At 73.0% G+C, this 18,073-nt stretch carries 17 protein-coding genes; 14 read left to right on the top strand and 3 right to left on the bottom strand.

Annotation, left to right across the window (positions count from 1 at the left end; all coding sequences use genetic code 11):
- The first annotated feature begins 28 nt into the window (after positions 1-28).
- The 4 genes from IF02_RS0100640 to IF02_RS0100625 all read left to right on the top strand — a co-directional run bounded on the left by IF02_RS0100640 (position 29) and on the right by IF02_RS0100625 (position 5,569).
- The gene (locus tag IF02_RS0100640) at positions 29-1,411 is read left to right on the top strand and encodes an aspartate aminotransferase family protein (protein WP_030152826.1); all 1,383 of its coding nucleotides are present in this window, start codon (positions 29-31) and stop codon (positions 1,409-1,411) included.
- Positions 1,412-1,511: 100 nt separating this feature from the next.
- Positions 1,512-2,192 (top strand): GntR family transcriptional regulator, encoded by a 681-nt coding sequence (locus IF02_RS0100635; RefSeq protein WP_030152824.1) that lies wholly within the window; start codon positions 1,512-1,514, stop codon positions 2,190-2,192.
- The gene (locus tag IF02_RS0100630; RefSeq protein ID WP_078621773.1) at positions 2,189-4,702 is read left to right on the top strand and encodes a glycosyltransferase; all 2,514 of its coding nucleotides are present in this window, start codon (positions 2,189-2,191) and stop codon (positions 4,700-4,702) included. Before IF02_RS0100635 ends, IF02_RS0100630 begins: the two co-directional genes overlap by 4 nt.
- Positions 4,703-4,918: 216 nt before the next feature.
- On the top strand, positions 4,919-5,569 hold the full coding sequence (locus tag IF02_RS0100625; RefSeq protein ID WP_030152821.1) for a hypothetical protein: 651 nt from the start codon (positions 4,919-4,921) through the stop codon (positions 5,567-5,569).
- Between the two features lie 69 nt (positions 5,570-5,638).
- Here IF02_RS0100625 and IF02_RS0100620 read toward each other — a convergent pair whose 3' ends face one another.
- Positions 5,639-6,403, bottom strand: a complete 765-nt coding sequence (locus tag IF02_RS0100620; RefSeq protein ID WP_030152819.1) for an SLATT domain-containing protein — start codon at positions 6,401-6,403, stop codon at positions 5,639-5,641.
- A gap of 267 nt (positions 6,404-6,670) precedes the next feature.
- Here IF02_RS0100620 and IF02_RS0100615 point away from each other — a divergent pair, with 267 nt between their 5' ends.
- The 7 genes from IF02_RS0100615 (at position 6,671) to IF02_RS34655 (ending at position 12,819) form a co-directional block, all read left to right on the top strand.
- The gene (locus tag IF02_RS0100615; RefSeq protein WP_078621772.1) at positions 6,671-7,015 is read left to right on the top strand and encodes a YbaB/EbfC family nucleoid-associated protein; all 345 of its coding nucleotides are present in this window, start codon (positions 6,671-6,673) and stop codon (positions 7,013-7,015) included.
- A 39-nt stretch (positions 7,016-7,054) separates the two neighbouring features.
- The gene (gene recR / locus IF02_RS0100610) at positions 7,055-7,654 is read left to right on the top strand and encodes a recombination mediator RecR (RefSeq protein WP_030152816.1); all 600 of its coding nucleotides are present in this window, start codon (positions 7,055-7,057) and stop codon (positions 7,652-7,654) included.
- A complete protein-coding gene (locus tag IF02_RS0100605) occupies positions 7,647-8,303 on the top strand; it encodes a DUF5063 domain-containing protein (protein WP_030152814.1) in 657 nt (218 codons plus the stop codon). The genes recR and IF02_RS0100605 overlap by 8 nt, the downstream gene beginning before the upstream one ends.
- Positions 8,304-8,434: 131 nt before the next feature.
- Entirely contained in the window at positions 8,435-9,709 is a 1,275-nt protein-coding gene (locus IF02_RS0100600; RefSeq protein ID WP_030152812.1) for an aspartate kinase, read from the top strand.
- Entirely contained in the window at positions 9,706-10,782 is a 1,077-nt protein-coding gene (locus IF02_RS0100595; RefSeq protein WP_030152810.1) for an aspartate-semialdehyde dehydrogenase, read from the top strand. The genes IF02_RS0100600 and IF02_RS0100595 overlap by 4 nt, the downstream gene beginning before the upstream one ends.
- Positions 10,783-10,951: 169 nt before the next feature.
- A complete protein-coding gene (locus IF02_RS0100590; RefSeq protein ID WP_078621771.1) occupies positions 10,952-11,722 on the top strand; it encodes a SigE family RNA polymerase sigma factor in 771 nt (256 codons plus the stop codon).
- On the top strand, positions 11,719-12,819 hold the full coding sequence (locus tag IF02_RS34655) for a hypothetical protein (RefSeq protein ID WP_030152806.1): 1,101 nt from the start codon (positions 11,719-11,721) through the stop codon (positions 12,817-12,819). Before IF02_RS0100590 ends, IF02_RS34655 begins: the two co-directional genes overlap by 4 nt.
- On the opposite strand, the gene IF02_RS0100580 is transcribed toward IF02_RS34655, so the two are convergent.
- Both IF02_RS0100580 and IF02_RS0100575 read right to left on the bottom strand, forming a co-directional pair.
- The gene (locus IF02_RS0100580; RefSeq protein WP_051695377.1) at positions 12,791-13,645 is read right to left on the bottom strand and encodes an SURF1 family protein; all 855 of its coding nucleotides are present in this window, start codon (positions 13,643-13,645) and stop codon (positions 12,791-12,793) included. The genes IF02_RS34655 and IF02_RS0100580 overlap by 29 nt on opposite strands.
- 67 nt (positions 13,646-13,712) lie before the next feature.
- Complete coding sequence (locus IF02_RS0100575) at positions 13,713-15,515, bottom strand: prolyl oligopeptidase family serine peptidase (RefSeq protein WP_030152803.1); 1,803 nt, start codon at positions 15,513-15,515, stop codon at positions 13,713-13,715.
- A gap of 100 nt (positions 15,516-15,615) precedes the next feature.
- Here IF02_RS0100575 and IF02_RS34650 point away from each other — a divergent pair, with 100 nt between their 5' ends.
- From IF02_RS34650 to IF02_RS0100560, 3 genes are all read left to right on the top strand, one after another.
- A complete protein-coding gene (locus IF02_RS34650) occupies positions 15,616-15,783 on the top strand; it encodes a hypothetical protein (RefSeq protein WP_158708421.1) in 168 nt (55 codons plus the stop codon).
- Between the two features lie 119 nt (positions 15,784-15,902).
- On the top strand, positions 15,903-17,198 hold the full coding sequence (codA, locus tag IF02_RS0100565) for a cytosine deaminase (protein WP_324603741.1): 1,296 nt from the start codon (positions 15,903-15,905) through the stop codon (positions 17,196-17,198).
- 32 nt (positions 17,199-17,230) lie between these two features.
- On the top strand, positions 17,231-17,824 hold the full coding sequence (locus IF02_RS0100560; protein ID WP_030152799.1) for a DUF5956 family protein: 594 nt from the start codon (positions 17,231-17,233) through the stop codon (positions 17,822-17,824).
- Positions 17,825-18,073: the final 249 nt, after the last annotated feature.

Here is an 18,073-nt window from a genome sequence, read left to right as displayed (position 1 = left end):
CCCACCTGGGCACTCTTAGCGTGGCCGCATGACCCCTCACGTCACCACGGGCAACCCCGCAGACATTGCGGCCGCCGGCGCGGCCGTCAAGGCCGCCGACCGCGCCCACGTCTTCCACTCCTGGTCCGCCCAGGCCCTGATCGACCCGCTCGCCGTCGCCGGGGCCGAGGGGTCGTACTTCTGGGACTACGACGGCAACCGCTACCTCGACTTCTCCTCCCAGCTGGTGAACACCAACATCGGCCACCAGCACCCCAAGGTCGTCGCCGCGATCCAGGAGCAGGCCGCCCGGCTCTGCACCCTCGCGCCCGGCTTCGCCGTCGACGTCCGCTCCGAGGCCGCACGCCTCATCGCCGAGCGGACCCCGGGCGACCTGGACAAGGTCTTCTTCACCAACGGCGGCGCCGAGGCCGTCGAGAACGCCGTCCGCATGGCCCGTCTGCACACGGGCCGGCAGAAGGTGCTGTCGACGTACCGCTCGTACCACGGGGCCACCGCCGCCGCGATCAACCTGACCGGCGACCCGCGCCGCTGGCCCTCCGACACGGCCGCCGCCGGGGTCGTGCACTTCTGGGGCCCGTTCCTCTACCGCTCGCCGTTCCACGCCGCCACCGAGGCCGAGGAGTGCGAGCGCGCCCTCGCGCACCTCGCCGACACCATCGCCTTCGAGGGTCCGGCGACCATCGCCGCGATCATCCTGGAGAGCGTGCCCGGCACCGCCGGGATCATGACCCCGCCGGCCGGCTACCTCGCGGGCGTACGCGAGCTCTGCGACCGCCACGGCATCGTCTTCATCCTCGACGAGGTCATGTCCGGCTTCGGCCGGACCGGCAAGTGGTTCGCCGCCCAGCACTGGGACGTCACCCCCGACCTGATCACCTTCGCCAAGGGCGTGAACAGCGGGTACGTGCCGCTCGGCGGCGTCGCCATCTCCGGCGCCATCGCCGAGACCTTCGCCACCCGCCCCTACCCCGGCGGCCTGACGTACTCCGGCCACCCCCTGGCCTGCGCCGCCGCCGTGGCGACGATCAACGCCATGGAGGAGGAGGGTGTCGTCGAGCACGCCGCCCACCTCGGCGCGAACGTGATCGGCCCGGCGCTCGCCGAGATCGCCGAGCGCCACCCGTCGGTCGGCGAGGTCCGCGGCCTGGGCGCGTTCTGGGCGCTGGAGCTCGTACGGGACAAGGAGACGCGCGAGCCGCTCGTCCCGTACAACGCGGCCGGGGCGGCCAACGCGCCGATGGCCGAGTTCGCCGCGGCCTGCAAGGCCTCCGGCCTGTGGCCCTTCGTGAACATGAACCGGACGCACGTCGTGCCGCCGTGCACCATCACGGAGGCCGAGGCCAAGGAGGGCCTGGCCCTGCTGGACGAGGCGCTGACGGTCGCGGACCGGCACACCACGGCGGCCTGACCCGCGGCGGCCGATCGGGAAACCCGCCGACGCCGGATCGGTTTCAGCCTCGCTGCCTGGCCTAAGGTGTCCGAAAGTTCACTGAAGGAGACGGACCCCTATGTCAGGCAGCGGCGCTGTCACCCGCAACACACTTCGCCAGCAGATCGCGGACGCGCTGCGCGACGAGGTGCTGGCGGGACGCCTGCCACCGGGCACCGAGTTCACGGTCAAGCAGATCGCCGAGCAGTACGAGGTCTCCGCGACCCCCGTACGCGAGGCACTGGTCGACCTCGCGGCCCAAGGGCTGCTGGAATCGGTCCAGCACCGGGGCTTTCGCGTGCGTGTCTTCTCCGTGGACGACTACCGGGGCATGATCGAGGCCCGTACGCTCATAGTGGACGGGATCTTCCGGCGGCTCGTCGAGCGCGGCACCGCGCCCGGCTCCGGCGAAATGCTGGTGTCGGTGCGCCGTCGTGCCGAGGAGGCGTGCAGGGCCGCGCAGAGCGGTTCCCTCGAAGTGCTGATCGGCTACGACCTGCGCTTCTGGAAGGAGCTGAGCGGGCTGGTCGGCAACACGTACATCTCGGAGTTCCTGCACCGCATCCGGGTGCAGTGCTGGGTCTTCGCCGTACCGCATCTGAAGGCGGCTCCGGATCTGCACACCGGACTGTGGTCCGGCCACAACGAGCTGGTGGACGCGGTGACCCGGGCCGACGCCGACGAGGTACGCAGCCTCGTGTACGCGTACAACCAGCACGGGCTGGACTGGGCCGCGGGCCTGAAGGCGGTCGGCGCATGACCGACACGACCGCAACCGGCGCGGCCGAAGCGGCTGAAGCGGCCGAAGCGGCCGAAGCCATTGAAGCCACCGAAGCAGCCGACGCCGCAGGAGCCGCAGAAGCCGCCCCCGCCTGGCTCGGCGCCGTCGGGCTCTCGGTCGTCATCCCCGCCCACGACGACGCGCACCGGATCGGCCCGACGCTCGACGCCTTCCGCGCCCACCTCGACGCCCGCCGCGGCAGCGGCCCGGGCGACTGGGAGCTCGTCGTCGTCGACGACGCCTCCACCGACACCACCGCCGCCCTCGTCGAAGCGGCGGCGGCCGACGAGCCCCGGATCCGGCTGATCCGCTCCGGGCACCACCGCGGCAGGGGCGCCGCGCTGCGCGCCGGAGTGCTCGCCTCCGCCGGGGAACGGGTGCTGCTCGCCGACGCCGGGCTCAGGACTCCGCCGGCCGAGCTGGACAGACTGGAGCAGGCCCTCGGCGAAGAGGGCCGGAGCGAGAACCAGGACAGCGGCGAGCCCGCGACCGCCGCCCTCGGCCGGTCGGGAAACCGCCTGGTCCGCGCCCTTGGCATCCCCGGGATGCCGGGATTCCGCGCCGACACCTGCGGCTTCGCCCTCTTCGACGGGGACCGGGCGCGGGCCGCCTTCGGCGCCTCCGTCCTCGACGGCCCGGCCATCGACGCCGAGGTGCTGCGCTGGGTGCGCCGCCAGGGCTGGCACGTGGCCGAGGTACCGGTGCGCCGCACCCCGAACCCGGCGGCCCGCCCCCGCCGCGCCGCCGGCGACCGCCGCCGCGCGCTGGCGGAGCTGTTCCGGCTGAACGCCGGCGGCCTCGCCGTCGCCGCCGTCTTCATCGCCCTCTCCGCGTACGTCTTCCACGGCCTGTGGGCGGACCTCGACGGCCGCTACCTCAAGGACGCGCTCCAGGACCAGAACCAGTGGGAGTGGTTCGTCGGCGTCGCCACCGACAACATCACCCACCTGCGCAATCCTCTCTTCACCACGGCCCAGGGCATGCCCGACGGCGTGAACCTGATGGCCAACGCCACGATGCTCGGCCTGACCGTCCCGCTGATCCCGGTCACGCTCCTGTTCGGGGAGACGGTCACCTTCGCGCTCGTCCTCACGCTCGGCATGGCCGCCAGTGCCTGGACCTGGTACTGGCTGATCCGCCGCCGCCTCGTGCAGAGCCGCTGGGCCGCCGCCGCGGGCGGGGCGCTCGCCGCCTTCGCGCCGCCGATGGTCTCGCACGCCAACGGCCACCCGAACTTCGTCGTCCTCTTCATGCTCCCGCTGATCATCGACCGGGCCCTGCGCCTGTGCGAGGGGCGCGACATCGTCCGCGACGGGGTCCTGCTCGGCCTGTTCGCGACGTACCAGATCTTCCTCGGCGAGGAGCCGCTGCTCATCGCCGCGCTCGGCATGCTGGTGTTCTCGCTGGCCTACCTGCTGGTCGACCGGCGGCGCGCCCTCGCGGCCGCGCGGCCGCTGGGCCTGGGCCTGGTCATCGCCGCCGGCGTCTGCGTACCGCTGCTGGTCTTCCCGCTGTACTGGCAGTTCTTCGGCCCGCAGAGCTACCACTCGGTGCTGCACGGGGACAACGCGGGGAACAGCCCGCGCGCCCTGGTCGAGTACGCCGCCCGCTCGCTCTTCGGCGACGCCGAGACGGCCGGCCGGCTCTCCCTGAACACCACCGAGCAGAACGCCTTCTACGGCTGGCCGCTGCTGGCGCTCGGCGTGGCCGTGTGCGTGTGGATGTGGCGCCGCAGGGTCGTCCGGGCGCTCGCGATCACCGGCGCCGTGGCGCTGGCGCTGTCCCTCGGGCCCTGGGTGCCCGTCCCGCGTACGGACGTCGTGCTGCCGGGGCCGTGGCGGCTGATGCTGAAGCTGCCGCTGTTCGAGTCGGTGATCGAGGGGCGCGTGGCGATGGTGTGCGCCCCCGTACTGGGCGTGCTGCTCGCGCTCGCGCTGGACCGGATCGTACGGATGCGCTCGCGCGAGCTGCGCACGCTCGGCCTGCTCGGGGTGGCGGCGGCGCTGATCCCGGTGCTGCCGCTGCCGCTGGCCGTACGGGAGCGGGCGCCGGTGCCGGCGTTCATCACCTCGGGCGCCTGGAAGGGCTACGTCAAGGACGGCGAAGCACTCGTTCCGGTACCGCTGCCGGACCCGGGCCAGGCGGACGCACTGCACTGGCAGGTCGAGGCCGACTTCGGCTTCCGGCTGGCCGGGGGCTACTTCAACGGCCCGTGGGGGCCCGACCGGATCGGCATCTACGGGGCCACCCCGCGCCACCTCTCGAACCTCCTGAGGGACGTCCGGTACGGGGCGCAGCCGCCGGAGATCACCCCGCAGTGGCGGGAGCAGGCCCGCCGCGACCTGGAGTTCTGGAAGGCGGGCGCGGTCGTGCTGCCGTTCCAGGACCGGGGGGTGGAGCTGCGGGACATGATCAGCGAGCTGCTGGGCCGGCAACCGCAGAAGGTGGAGGACGCATGGGTCTGGAGGGTGGGCCCGGGGCAGGTGTAGCGGGTGGCTCGGCGCGGGTGCAGCGGGTGCAACGGTGCAGCGGGCGGCTCGGCGCGGGGATCGCGCCTGATGGGAGCACGGGTTGCGCCTGAGGGGAGCACGGGCTGCACCGCGGGTTCGCCAAGGGTTCCGCCACAGGTTCTGCGCAGCCCTTCGCGGAGGGTGTTCGGCGCACTACGCTGACCGGATCGGCGACATCGACTGATCGGAGCCCGCGTGGCCTGTGACCTGTGGCTGGTCCCCCTTGTCGACGTGCTGTGCCACAGCCCCGACAACCCGTTCGCGGAAGAGATCGCCGCGTACGACAAGGCACTGGGCGAGGCGGGGCTGCCGTCGGTGCCGGTGTTCGCGTACATGCCGGGCCTGAGCGGGGACGTGGCCCCCGTGGCCGGCTTCGACTACGACGCCCTGCACTTCCTGCGGCGGGCGTACCTGCTGCAGATCTGCGGACTGCCGGTGACGCCGGTGGACGAGCTGGGCGGGGACTACGAGCAGCTGCTGGAGATGTTCGAATCGACGGCGCAGCAGTCGCACCTGGTGTGGCACTACGACCATGCCGGGGCGTACGTGCCGGTGGATTTCGCGGCTCCGCTGGCCAATGAGGAGCTGTTGGCCGGGGGCGGGCCGCTGGGGTCGGCCCAGGGCTTGCTGCGCGAGCTGATGGTGGTGGCCCCGGCGATCGGGATCGACCCCGGCAATCCGCCGGTGGCGCCTGCGGCGCCGGGTCGGCCCACGTCCCTGGAGGAGCCGGCGGGGCCGATTCCGTACGACGAGAGCCCCTTCGCGCGGGAGCGGCACGTGTGGCTGGGGCTGCATGCGGCCGCGACGCGCAGCCTCGGACAGGGCTCGATGATCATCTTCAGCTGACCCGGGGCCGGGTCGGGGGCTCGCCCCCGACCCCCCTCAAAGGCCGGCCGGCCCGGTCAGCCGGCCTGGTCAGCGGGGCTGTTCCGGGGGGCGCTGGCGGGGCATGTTCGGGCGGGTGCCCGGGGGGAGCGGGAAGCGGGTCGGGGGGAGGCCCGCTTCGGCCCGGGACGACGGGGCGCCCAGCGACTGCATCACCAGCGGAGCCGGCCCCGACGAGAACTCCACCATCCACTCCGCGGTCTCGGACCGCACCAGCTCCGTCACGTCCTCCGAGAAGCGGCGCAGCACGGTCAGGCAGCGCTCCGCCGCCTCGCTCGCCGTGCCCTCCGTGGGCCCCAGGACCTCCCGTACGTTCTCCGAGGCCCAGTCGAACTGCAACGTCAGCAGACGGCGCTGCACCGCCTGCGCCGTCGCCACGTCCCGCATCCAGCCCGAGGTCAGGCCGAAGAACCGGTCGCAGGCCAGGCACGCCGCGGCCAGCAGCAGCGAGAGGTACCCGTACGGGGCCGCGCCCGGCGCGGCCCCCGTCAGCTCCAGCAGCGGGATCGCGGCCCCGGCCACCGCCCCGGCCGCCGCGCCGATCCGCAGCACCCGCGCGCCACGGCGCTTCCAGGCCCGGTCCGACAGATACCACTCCGCGGTGCGCAGCGCATCGGCCTCGACCCGCCGGTAGAGCTCGTCCAGCCGCTCGGCCGGCTCGCCCCAGTCCCCGAGGGGGAACGGTCCACCGGTCAGATCGCCCGCCGCCATCGGTCCGCTGCCCTCCTCCCGGGAGTCCCGGGGTTCCCGGGGATCCCGGGGTGGCCCCTCGGGCTGCATCTCCGGCTGGCTCACCCGGCACTCCCTCTGCCTGCGCTGACGTGTGGTGGTGCGCGTGTGCGCAATGATGCGCATGCTCTTCCTACCTTCGAATGGCGGCCGATGGGCGACGAATCCCCGGTTTTCCGCCCGCAAGGAGGTCTCCATCAGGTACGCGCACGCCCCGTCTCTCACTCGAAAGAGTTGGTCCTCACGGCGTAGGGCGCGCCGCGCGGGGAGCACGTAGGCTCGGATTGACCAAGCTGCCCCAGTCTTGGACCGACGTGACGGAGTGAGTGACCTGTGATTCCCGGTGGTGGCCAGCCCAACATGCAGCAGCTGCTGCAGCAGGCCCAGAAGATGCAGCAGGACCTTGCCGCGGCCCAGGAGGCGCTCGCACAGGCCGAGGTCGAGGGCCAGGCCGGCGGCGGCCTGGTGAAGGCGACCGTCACCGGTTCCGGTGAGCTGCGCGCGCTGGTGATCGACCCCAAGGCCGTGGATCCGGCGGACACCGAGACCCTCGCCGACCTGGTCGTCGCGGCGGTCCAGGCGGCCAACGAGAACGCCCAGGCGCTCCAGCAGGAGAAGCTCGGCCCGCTGGCACAGGGCCTGGGCGGCGGCAGCGGCATCCCCGGCCTCCCGTTCTAGCCCTCCATCCACCCCCCCCATAGCGAAAGAAGGCAGTCCGTGTACGAAGGCGTGGTCCAGGACCTGATCGACGAACTGGGCAGGCTGCCCGGCGTCGGGCCCAAGAGCGCGCAGCGGATCGCCTTCCACATCCTGCAGGCCGAGCCCACCGACGTCCGGCGCCTCGCGCACGCGCTGCTGGAGGTCAAGGACAAGGTCCGGTTCTGCGCGGTGTGCGGGAACGTGGCGCAGGAGGAGCGGTGCAACATCTGCCGCGATCCGCGCCGCGACACCACGGTCATCTGTGTGGTGGAGGAGCCGAAGGACGTGGTCGCGATCGAGCGGACCCGCGAGTTCCGGGGCCGGTACCACGTCCTCGGCGGCGCGATCAGCCCGATCGAGGGCGTCGGCCCGGACGACCTGCGCATCCGCGAGCTGCTGGCGCGCCTCGCGGACGGCGAGGTGACCGAGCTGATCCTCGCCACCGACCCGAACCTGGAGGGCGAGGCGACCGCCACGTACCTCGCCCGCATGATCAAGCCCATGGGCCTGAAGGTCACCCGCCTGGCCAGCGGGCTCCCCGTCGGGGGAGATCTGGAGTACGCGGACGAGGTCACGCTCGGGCGGGCCTTTGAAGGAAGGCGACTTCTCGATGTCTGACGCAACGCTGCACGCCCTGGCCCAGGATCCGGACGACTTCGCCGCCTCGATCGCGGACCAGATCGGGTCCTTCATCGTCGCGGTCACCGAGGTGGCCAAGGGCGAGGACCCGGACAGCGCGGTGCCCTTCCTCCTCCTGGAGGTGTCCCAGCTGCTGCTGGCGGGCGGCCGGCTGGGCGCGTACCAGGACGTCCTGCCCGACGAGCGCTACGAGCCCGACCTCGGTCCGGAGCCGGACGTGGACGACCTGCGCGAGCGGTTCGCGATCATGCTGGAGCCGGTCGACGTCTACTCCGAGGTCTTCGACCCGTACGAGCCGCGCAAGGCCCCGGTGGCGCACCGGATCTCCGACGATCTGGCCGACGTGGTCGCCGATCTGCGGCACGGGCTCATCCACCACGAGTCGGGCCGCGTCACGGAGGCGCTGTGGTGGTGGCAGTTCTCGTACTTCACCAACTGGGGCCCGACGGCCTCGGCCACCCTGCGCGCCCTCCAGTCGCTGATCGCGCACGTGCGGCTGGACCAGCCGCTGGAAGCCCTGGACGGCCTGGACACCGACGAGGACCTGGCCGAGGACGACCTCGCCGAGCAGGCCGGACGGGTGATGGCCGAGGAAATCGGTGCCCGGCTGGGCCTGCCGGGGAAGTAGGGAGCGGGGAACCACGACAAAACGGAACCTTGGCTCCGGTCTGTTCGTCTCATGATGCGGTACGAAGCGGTCGGATCGCGGCCGCTCGTTACACTGCACCAGCAATGAGACGGACTGAGCGAGGAGCGCACGTGGGCCTTGTCGTGCAGAAGTACGGAGGCTCCTCCGTAGCCGATGCCGAGGGCATCAAGCGCGTCGCCAAGCGGATCGTGGACGCCAAGAAGAACGGCCACCAGGTGGTCGTCGTGGTTTCCGCGATGGGCGACACGACGGACGAGCTGATCGATCTCGCCGAACAGGTATCCCCGATGCCTGCCGGGCGCGAATTCGACATGCTGCTGACCGCCGGAGAGCGTATCTCCATGGCCCTGCTGGCCATGGCGATCAAAAACCTGGGCCACGAGGCCCAGTCGTTCACCGGCAGCCAGGCAGGCGTCATCACCGACTCGGTCCACAACAAAGCGCGCATCATCGATGTCACGCCGGGCCGTATCCGCACTGCGCTGGACGAGGGCAACATCGCCATCGTCGCCGGCTTCCAGGGCGTGTCGGCCGACTCCAAGGACATCACCACCCTCGGCCGGGGCGGCTCGGACACGACCGCCGTCGCGCTCGCCGCGGCGCTGGACGCCGAGGTCTGCGAGATCTACACCGATGTCGACGGCGTCTTCACCGCGGACCCCCGCGTCGTGAAGAAGGCCCGGAAGATCGACTGGATCTCGTCCGAGGACATGCTGGAGCTCGCGGCCTCCGGTTCCAAGGTGCTGCTGCACCGCTGTGTCGAGTACGCACGCCGATACAACATCCCGATCCACGTCCGCTCGTCCTTCTCGGGACTGCCGGGCACCTGGGTCAGCAACGAGAATCCGCAAGGGGACGAGCAGGTGGAGCACGCCATCATCTCCGGAGTCGCTCACGACGTCTCCGAAGCCAAGATCACGGTCGTCGGCGTACCGGACAAGCCGGGCGAGGCCGCGGCGATCTTCCGCGCCATCGCGGACGCCGAGATCAACATCGACATGATCGTGCAGAACGTGTCCGCCGCGTCCACGGGCCTGACGGACATCTCCTTCACCCTCCCCAAGACCGAGGGCCACAAGGCCATCGACGCGCTGGAGAAGGCCAAGGGCGCCATCGGCTTCGACTCCCTGCGCTACGACGACCAGATCGGCAAGATCTCCCTGGTCGGCGCGGGCATGAAGACGAACCCGGGCGTCACCGCCTCCTTCTTCCAGGCGCTGTCCGACGCGGGCGTCAACATCGAGCTGATCTCGACCTCCGAGATCCGCATCTCGGTCGTGACCCGCCAGGACGACGTCAACGAGGCCGTCCGCGCCGTGCACACGGCCTTCGGCCTCGACTCCGACAGCGACGAGGCCGTCGTCTACGGAGGCACCGGACGATGACCGCGACCCGGTCGGCCCCGGCTCCGGCGCTCGCCGTGGTCGGGGCGACCGGAGCAGTCGGCTCCGTGGTGCTCCAGATCCTGTCCCAGCGGGCGGACGTCTGGGGCGACATACGCCTGATCGCCTCCGGGCGCTCGGCCGGCCGCATGCTGGCCGTGCGCGGGCAGGAGTGCGAGGTGCTCGCCCTCACCGAGGACGCCTTCGAGGGCATCGGCCAGGGCGACGTGGTGCTGTTCCTGACCCCGGCCGAGGTCTCGGCCCGCTGGGCCCCGGTCGTCGTCACGCGCGGAGCCGTCGCCGTCGACCAGTCCGCGGCCTTCCGCGAGGACCCCGAGGTGCCGCTGGTGGTGCCCGAGGTCAACGCGCAGGCCGTACGGATGCGCCCGCGCGGGATCGTCGCGAGCCCGGACTGCGTCACCGCCGCGATGATCGCGACCCTGGGCGCGCTGCACGCCGAGTACGCGCTGGCCGACCTGACCGTGTCCTCGTACCAGGCCGCGAGCGCGGCCGGCCGGGCCGGATCCGAGGTGCTGCGCCGCCAGCTGTCGCTGGTCGCCGGGACCTCCCTGGGCGAGCAGACCGGTGACGTGCGCCGCGCCGTCGGCGAGGACGCCGGCCCCTTCGCGGCCCCGCTCGCGCTGAACGTGGTGCCGTGGTCCGGCGAACTGCGGGACGGCGGCTGGTCCTCGCACGAGCTTGCCGTACGGGCGCAGACCCGCCGGGTGCTGCACCTGGACGCGCTCCCGGTGGCGGTGACCTGCGTACAGGTGCCCGTGCTGACGGGGCATTCGCTGAGCGTACGGGCGCGGTTCGAGGCCGAGGTGGACGCCTCGCACGCCCGCGAGATCCTGGAGGCCGCGCCCGGTGTGGTCGTGGTGGACGACCCGGCGGCCGGGGAGTTCCCGACCCCGGTGGACGCCGCCGGGACGGATCCGGCGTGGGTGGGGCGGCTGCGGTCCTCGCTCGACGATCCGCGCTCCCTGGAGTTCTTCGTGTGCGCGGACAATCTCCGCAACGGGGCCGCCCTGAACGCCACTCAGATCGCGGAACTGATCGCTGGTGAATTCGCGTAATTCACTTTGTAGGATCAGTGCTGATCCCTTGATCAAGGTGATGGCCTGACTGCCGCCTGGACGGGCGGGGCAATCAGGAAGAGCGGGTACGCATGAGGGCTATGGGGATTTTGCTGGTGAGGCGGCCTCACGCGTACAACCCTGGTGGGGGGACGCGTGTCCAACTGGCGTGGCAGAGGCACTTCTCGACTTCGCCGTCGTACCGGCGCGCAGCGCACTCGGTGCGCCGCTCCGGCCTTCCCGCGCGCCCGCGCCCGGCGGGTTCCCCGTGATCCTTCCCGGTCCGCCGGCCGCAGCGCCGATCGCCGTGCCCTCCGCCGTGCCGACCCGGGGCGGCCGCGTGCCCGCGCCCCGCGATAGCGCGGAGGCCGCGGGGAGCGGGGAGGAGGCGGCCGCCCAGTCCGCCGTTGCCGCGGCCGCGGCCGCCGAGCCGGTGGTCGTCGAGGGCACCACGGTCGACCACCTCACCGAGACCTACCAGGCCCACTACCGCTCGCTGCTCGGCCTGGCCGCGCTGCTCCTCGACGACACCGCCTCCTGCGAGGACGTCGTCCAGGAGGCGTTCATCCGGGTCCACTCGGCGCGCAACCGGGTTCGCGATCGGGACAAGACACTGGCGTATCTGCGCCAGACCGTCGTCAACCTCTCGCGCTCCGCGCTGCGCCGCCGCATCCTCGGCCTCAAGCTGCTCTCGAAGCCGATGCCGGACATGGCCAGTGCCGAAGAGGGCGCGTACGACCAGCTGGAACGGGACGATCTCATCAAGGCGATGCGCGGACTCCAGCGGCGTCAGCGCGAGGTGCTGGTGCTGCGGTACTTCGCGGACATGACGGAGGCCCAGGTCGCCGAGACGCTCGGCGTCTCGCTCGGCTCGGTCAAGGCGTACGGATCGCGGGGCATTGCCGCGCTGCGGGTGGCGATGGAGGCTGCGCAGTCATGATGGACGACCACACCCCGCCGGGCGGGGCGGGCGAGGAACAGGCGCTGCGGAGCCTGCTGCGCGGAGCCGTCGAGGGCCTGGAGCCCTCCGACGGCGCGCTGGAGCGGCTGCGCCACGCCGTCCCCGTACGCAGGACCCGCAAGCGGCAGGCCCTCGTCGGGGCGGCTGCGGCCGCGCTGCTGGCCGGTACGGCCATCCCGGCGGCCCTGCACCTGCACATCACCGGCGGTGAGGGTTCCGCCGCCGAGCACTCCGCCATGGCCGGACACGGTGAGCAGCCCGGGACCACGGCCGGCGACGGCACCTCCGATCCGCACCAGGACGGCGCGGGCGCGCAGCCCCGGCCCGGCAAGGTCGCCGGCAAGGGCGCGGAGACCGGCGGCGCCGGCGCGCGGCCCGAACCGCAGGAGGGCGGAGCCCCGACCGGTGGCGCCGTGGCCGGCCCGGACACCGCGGGAGCGACGGCGGGGGCCGGGGCCGGCACCGGCCCGCAGCCCCCGGTGGTGGCGGCGCCCGGCGTGCCCGGGTGCAGCGCGGAGCAGCTCGGGGTGCAGGGCAGCGCCAAGGCCCCGGAGGCCGACGGCAAGGTGTACGGCAGTTTCAAGGTCACCAACGTCTCGGCGCGCGGCTGCACGGTCATCGGCCCGGACACCGTGACGGCGGCCTCGGTGTCGGCCACCGTGCCCGGCCAGTCCTCGGGGGTCACCGTGGTCGGCCACACGGCGGGGGATCCGGCGGCCGGGCTGCCCGACCCCTCGGCGGAGACGCCGCTGCTGCTGCTCCAGCCGTACACGGCGTACGAGGTCCGCTTCGCGTGGGTGCCCTCGGCGCAGTCCTGCCCGGCGGCCACGCCCGACCCGGCGCCCAAGCCCCCGGTGGGTGCCCCGGAGAGCGGGCAGGGCACGGCGGCCCGTGCCGATGGCCCGGAGCCGGAGTCCGGCGCCAAGACCCCGGAGCCGACCGGGGTGGAGGTGACGCACACGCCGCACACGGCGGTGCCGGGCGCGCCGACCACCACGCAGACGACGATCCCCGCGGCCTGCGGGGGGACGGTCTACCGGACGGGCGTCATTCCGCTGGACGCCCCGAAGCCGTAGCCGTAGCCGCAGAGGCAGACGCAGACGCAGTAGAAGCCGAAGCCGCGGCGGGCTCCGCCGACCGGCCGTCGGTCTGCGGCAGCAGTCCAGCCTCGGCATCGCGCAGGGTCTCCACCTCGCGGCGGTAGAGCCGGAACCACATGAACAGCACGAACGCGGCGAAGACGAACCACTCGCCGGTGTAGCCGAGGTTCTGGAAGGCCTTCAGGTCCAGCCCGGTGTTGCTCGGCGCCTGCGCGGGCACCGGGGTCAGCCCGTCGGCCGGGGTCTGCACCGTCAGCCAGGCGTCGTACAGCTCGTACGGCACGAGGTTGACCAGTGAGGCCGCCCCGATCACCCCGAGCTGTCCGGCCGGCAGCCCGCCGTCGGCGTACACGCCCTTGCTGGTGGAGTTCTCCGAGGCCTGGAGCGCTCCCGTGACCTCGACCCGCCCGGTCGGCGCGGCCGGGGCCTTCGCCGCGTCGGCCGCGCCCGGCAGCCAGCCCCGGACCACCGGGACGGCCTTGCCGGAGTCGGTCCTGAGCAGGGTCAGGACGTAGAAGCCGCTCTTGCCGTCGAGCCGCCGCTCGGGGACGAGCAGCTGCTCGGCGTACTCGCCGGAGGCGGAGGCGAGGCGTCCGGAGGTCTTCTTGTCCACCGGGAGCAGCGACTCCAGCGGCGCGGCGGCCTCGGCGGCGGGCCGTCCGGTGGCCGCCTCCTTGTGGCTGTCGACGCGGTCCTCGAACCGGCCGAGCTGCCAGGTCCCCATGAACAGGCAGACGGGAACGGCGAGCGCGACGAAGACGTTGATCCCCCACCAGCGCGGGGTCAGGAGAAACCGGTGCACCCCACCACCGTACGGGGGGTGCACCGGATCACCGGGGCCGGGGCCGCCGCTCCGGCCCCGGACGCGCCTACCTCGGCAGGTGCTTCTGGACGAACTCCAGCTCCATCCGGACCTGCTTGATCCGCTCCTCCACGACGAGCGAGCCGTGCCCGGCGTCGTACCGGTACACCTCGTGCACCGCCCCGCGCGCCGCCAGCCGCTCGACGTAGTTGTCGATCTGCCGGATCGGGCAGCGCGGGTCGTTGACGCCCGCCGCGATGTGGACGGGGGCCTTCACCGCGTCGACGTAGGTGAGCGGGGAGGACGCCTCGAAGCGGTCCGGGACCTCCTCCGGCGTGCCGCCGAAGAGGGTGCGGTCCAGGGACTTCAGTGCCTCCATCTCGTCGTGGTACGCCGTGACGTAGTCGGCGACGGGTACGGCGGCCAGGCCCACGGCCCAGGCCTCGGGCTGGGTGCCGAGCCCCAGCAGGGCCAGGTAGCCGCCCCAGGAGCCGCCGGAGAGCACGAGGCGCGCCGGATCGGCGAGGCCGGAGGCCACCGCCCACTCCCGGACCGCCGCGATGTCCTCCAGCTCGATCAGGCCGACGCGGTGCTTGAGGGCGTCGGTCCACTCGCGGCCGTACCCGGTCGAGCCCCGGTAGTTGACCCGGACCACCGCGAACCCGTGGTCCAGCCAGGCCGCCGGGGTCGCCGCGAAGGCGTCGCTGTCGTGCCAGGTCGGCCCGCCGTGCACCTCGAAGATCGTCGGGAAGGGGCCGTCGCCGTGGCCCGCGGGCCGCTGCGCCAGCGCGTGGATCCGTCCGCCGGGGCCCTCCACCCACGCGTCCTCCACCGGCACCGAGCCGGGCGGCCGGAATCCGGGCGCGTCCAGGACGATCCCGCCCGCGGTGGACCGTACGGCCGAGGGCTCGGCCGCCGAGGACCACTGGTACTCCACCGTGCCGTCGGGCCGGGCCGTCGCACCAGAGACCGTGCCGGGCGGGGTCTGCACCCGGACGAGCTCCCGCGCCGCCAGGTCGTAGCGCCAGAGCTCGCTGCGCGCCTCGAAGCCGTGCGCGATCAGCAGCGCGGAGCCGTCCGGGTACCACTCGGCGCTGACGTCGCCCGGCAGCTCGATCGCGAGGTCCTCCTCGGCCCCGGTGGCGACGTCCCACACCATCGGCTCCCAGCGGCCGCGCCGCTGGTGGCCGACCAGCAGCCGGGTGTCCCCGGCGACCGGCGCGAAGCCGAGCACCTCCAGGCCCAGCTCCACCGTGCCGCCCCGGGAGTCGTCGAGCTCGGCGACGGTGGCCCCGTCGAGGGTGACCACGCGCAGCGCCGAGTGCATGGCGTCCCCGTGCTCGGTGTGCTCGATCGCGATCAGGGTCCCGTCGTGGGAGAGGTCGCCGACGCCGGCCGACTCCCGGTGCCGGTAGATCACCACGGGCTCCGCGCCGTCCGGCCGCACCACGTGGATGGTCGAGCCGTCCTCGTCGGTGGAGCGGCCGACGACCGAGGTCCCGTCGCGGCCGATGGCGAGCCCGGCGGGGTACGAGGGCTCCAGCCCGGGGGTGGCCGGTTCGTCCGGGCCGCCCCCGAAGGGCTGGCGCACCCAGGTGCCGAACTCGTCGCCGTCGGTGTCGGAGAACCACCAGATCCACTCGCCGTCGGGCGAGAGGGTCCCGTCGGTGGTCCCGTTGGGCCGGTCGGTGGCCTGCCGCCGGCTGCCGGTGGCCCGGTCCCAGGCGTAGAGCTCGTACGTCCCGGTGGCGTTCGAGACGAAGAGCGAGCGGTCCGGGGCATCCTCGGCCCAGTCGGGCAGCCCGACGCGCGGCGCCCGGAAGCGCTTCTCCCAATCGGGCACGGCCGTGTTGTCAGTCATACCCTCCATGTAACCCGATTGGCGCTGCCGAATGGTCGTGGCGGACGGGAGGGGGCAGCGTGGGCGGGGTCCCACCCCAGCCGTTTTCCAGTTCCAGTGAGGAGTGATCATGGCGAAGCAGCGCAAGGAACAGACTCACGAGGACCGTCGGTCGTCCGAATCCGGGATGCCGAGCAAGCCGGCGATGCTGGTCGAGGACGTGCGCGAGGCGCAGACCATGGCCATGAAGGAGGACCGGATGCGCGAGCAGCAGCGCCGCAAGGGCGGGCGCGGCTGACCCTCGCTCCGGACGCGCGGTCCGTGCGGTCCGTCTCCGCGAAGACGCGCTGATCCGATGCACCGGGCGTGGCCCGCGGTTTCCCCGGAAACCGCGGGCCACGGTCGTAGGGTGGCCGCATGCGGATGATCGTCCGGGGCGCCCGGCTGTCACACACCGAGGGCCTGTACGACGTCGAGGTCGCCGAGGACGGCCGGATCGCGCGGGTGGTCCCGTACGACGACCAGAAGGAGCCGCCGGCCACCGGCGTGCTGATCGAGGCGCACGGCGGGCTGCTCAGCGCCCCCTTCGTCGAGCCGCACATCCACCTGGACACGGCCCTGACCGCCGGGGAGCCGCGCCCGAACGCCTCCGGGACGCTGTGGGAGGGGATCGCCTGCTGGAGCGAGCGCAAGCGGACCCTGACCCGCGAGGACGTCGTCGCGCGGGCCACGCAGGTGCTGCGCTGGCAGGCGGCCCAGGGCGTGCTGCACGTGCGGACGCACTGCGACGTCACCGACCCGGAGCTCACCGCGCTGGACGCGCTGCTGGAGGTCCGCGACCGGGTCCGGGACTTCATGACCCTGCAGATCGTCGCGTTCCCGCAGGAGGGCATCGTCTCCTTCCCGGGCGGCGCGGCGCTGCTGCGGGAGGCGGTCGCCCGCGGCGCCGACGTCGTCGGGGCGATCCCGCACTTCGAGGACACCCGCGAGGACGGGGTCGCTTCGCTGGGCATCGCCTTCGCGGTGGCCGAGGAGCACGGCCTGCGCGTGGACGCCCACTGCGACGAGATCGACGACGAGCAGTCCCGGTTCGTGGAGGTGCTGGCCGCGCTCGCGCTGCGCACGGGGCTGCGGGAACGGGCGACGGCCTCGCACACGACGGCGATGGGCTCCTACGGCGGTGCGTACAGCTTCAAACTCCAGCGGCTGCTGTCCCGCTCCGGGATCAACCTGGTCTCCAACCCCTTCGCGAACCTCAATCTCCAGGGCCGCTTCGACGGCTACCCCAAGCGCCGCGGCCTCACGCAGGTCAAGGAGATGCTGGGGGCGGGGGTCAACGTGGCCTTCGGCCACGACGACGTGATGGACCCGTGGAACGCGCTCGGCACCGCGAGCCCCCTCCAGACCGCCCTCGTCGGGCTGTACGCCGCCCAGCTCACGGGAGCGGACGAGATCCCGGTGGCGTTCGAGATGGTGACGGAGCGCGCGGCGCGGGTGCTGGGCCTGACGGACGCGGAGTACGGGATCTCGGAGGGCGCCCCCGCCTCCTTCGTGCTGCTGCCGGCCGAGACCCCCGCCGAGGCGGTCCGCCGCCAGGTCCGGCCGCGGTACGTGGTCGCGCGGGGCACCGTACTCGCCGAGACCCCGCCGGCGCCGACCCGGCTGAACTGGCCGGGGGAGCCGCCGGCCGAGGTGGACTTCCGCCGGTCGTAGGCCGGCGCCCGCTCCGGCGGTAGCCTGCGCGCATGTCGTGGGACGCGCCGGACTCGTCGGATTCGTCGGATTCGTCGGATTCATCGGACTCGTGGGCTTCGTGGGCCTCGTGGGACGAGGACGGAACACCGCACCCGCTCGCGCTGCGCCGGACCGGCCGCAGCGAGCAGGAGCCGGACCGGCTGCCCGAGGTCCGGGAGCTGGAGGTGCTCGGCTGGGAGCCCGCGCCCGAGGACACGCTGTGGGTGTTCCTCCCGTACGTGTGGCCCCCGGCGGCCCGGACCTGGATCCCGGACCGGTCCACCCACTGGGCGGTGGAGACCCGGCTGGACGGCCACGGGCACATCACCGACGTGGAGGCCGCCCCGCTCGCGGACCCCGATCTGCACGACCTCGACTGGGAGGCCGAGGAGGTCCTCACGGCCCTCGGACTCCCGCGCCGCCCGCCCGGGCGCCTGTGGCTGCTGCGTCCGCTCGGCTCCCTGCCCACGCTCGGCGCGGTCCTCGACCGCCTGCGGGCGGTCGCGCGGGAGCGCGGGGTGGAGGCGGCGCCCTCGGTCGCCTTCCTCGCGCTGGTCCGCGCCGAACTCGGCTCGCTGGCCGCCGAGTCCGGGACCGGTACCTGAGCAACCGGTAAGGGCGGCACGCCGGTTCGCTCCCTTGCGCCGGTGAAGAACCGGTGCCACCTCGGCCTCGCGGTGGGCGAGATTGCAGCCGCGACCCCGGGAAGGCAAATATTTCTTCACCGTCGGCAGCCCGCGGCGGGGTCGCGTATGGCGAGAATCGGTGGTTTGCACCCGCGTCGGACATGCCTTCCGGGCGTTCCTGTGCGCGGGAGCGCCGTCACGCGGGCACGGCCGGGTCATCCGCGCGCG

This window comes from Streptomyces sp. NRRL S-244, assembly GCF_000717915.1.
Taxonomy (GTDB): Bacteria; Actinomycetota; Actinomycetes; order Streptomycetales; family Streptomycetaceae; genus Streptomyces.
The sequence above is the reverse complement of the archived record's forward strand: the minus strand, read 5'-3'. Positions and strand labels throughout refer to the sequence as shown.

What these genes read in the sequence shown, in the direction of transcription:
- IF02_RS0100640 (WP_030152826.1), top strand. Translation starts at nt 29, where the DNA reads ATGACCCCTCACGTCACCACGGGCAACCCCGCAGACATTGCGGCCGCC.
- IF02_RS0100635 (WP_030152824.1), top strand. Translation starts at nt 1,512, where the DNA reads ATGTCAGGCAGCGGCGCTGTCACCCGCAACACACTTCGCCAGCAGATC.
- IF02_RS0100630 (WP_078621773.1), top strand. Translation starts at nt 2,189, where the DNA reads ATGACCGACACGACCGCAACCGGCGCGGCCGAAGCGGCTGAAGCGGCC.
- IF02_RS0100605 (WP_030152814.1), top strand. Translation starts at nt 7,647, where the DNA reads ATGTCTGACGCAACGCTGCACGCCCTGGCCCAGGATCCGGACGACTTC.
- IF02_RS0100595 (WP_030152810.1), top strand. Translation starts at nt 9,706, where the DNA reads ATGACCGCGACCCGGTCGGCCCCGGCTCCGGCGCTCGCCGTGGTCGGG.
- IF02_RS34655 (WP_030152806.1), top strand. Translation starts at nt 11,719, where the DNA reads ATGATGGACGACCACACCCCGCCGGGCGGGGCGGGCGAGGAACAGGCG.
- IF02_RS0100575 (WP_030152803.1), bottom strand. Translation starts at nt 15,515, where the DNA reads ATGGAGGGTATGACTGACAACACGGCCGTGCCCGATTGGGAGAAGCGC.
- IF02_RS34650 (WP_158708421.1), top strand. Translation starts at nt 15,616, where the DNA reads ATGGCGAAGCAGCGCAAGGAACAGACTCACGAGGACCGTCGGTCGTCC.
- codA (WP_324603741.1), top strand. Translation starts at nt 15,903, where the DNA reads ATGCGGATGATCGTCCGGGGCGCCCGGCTGTCACACACCGAGGGCCTG.
- IF02_RS0100560 (WP_030152799.1), top strand. Translation starts at nt 17,231, where the DNA reads ATGTCGTGGGACGCGCCGGACTCGTCGGATTCGTCGGATTCGTCGGAT.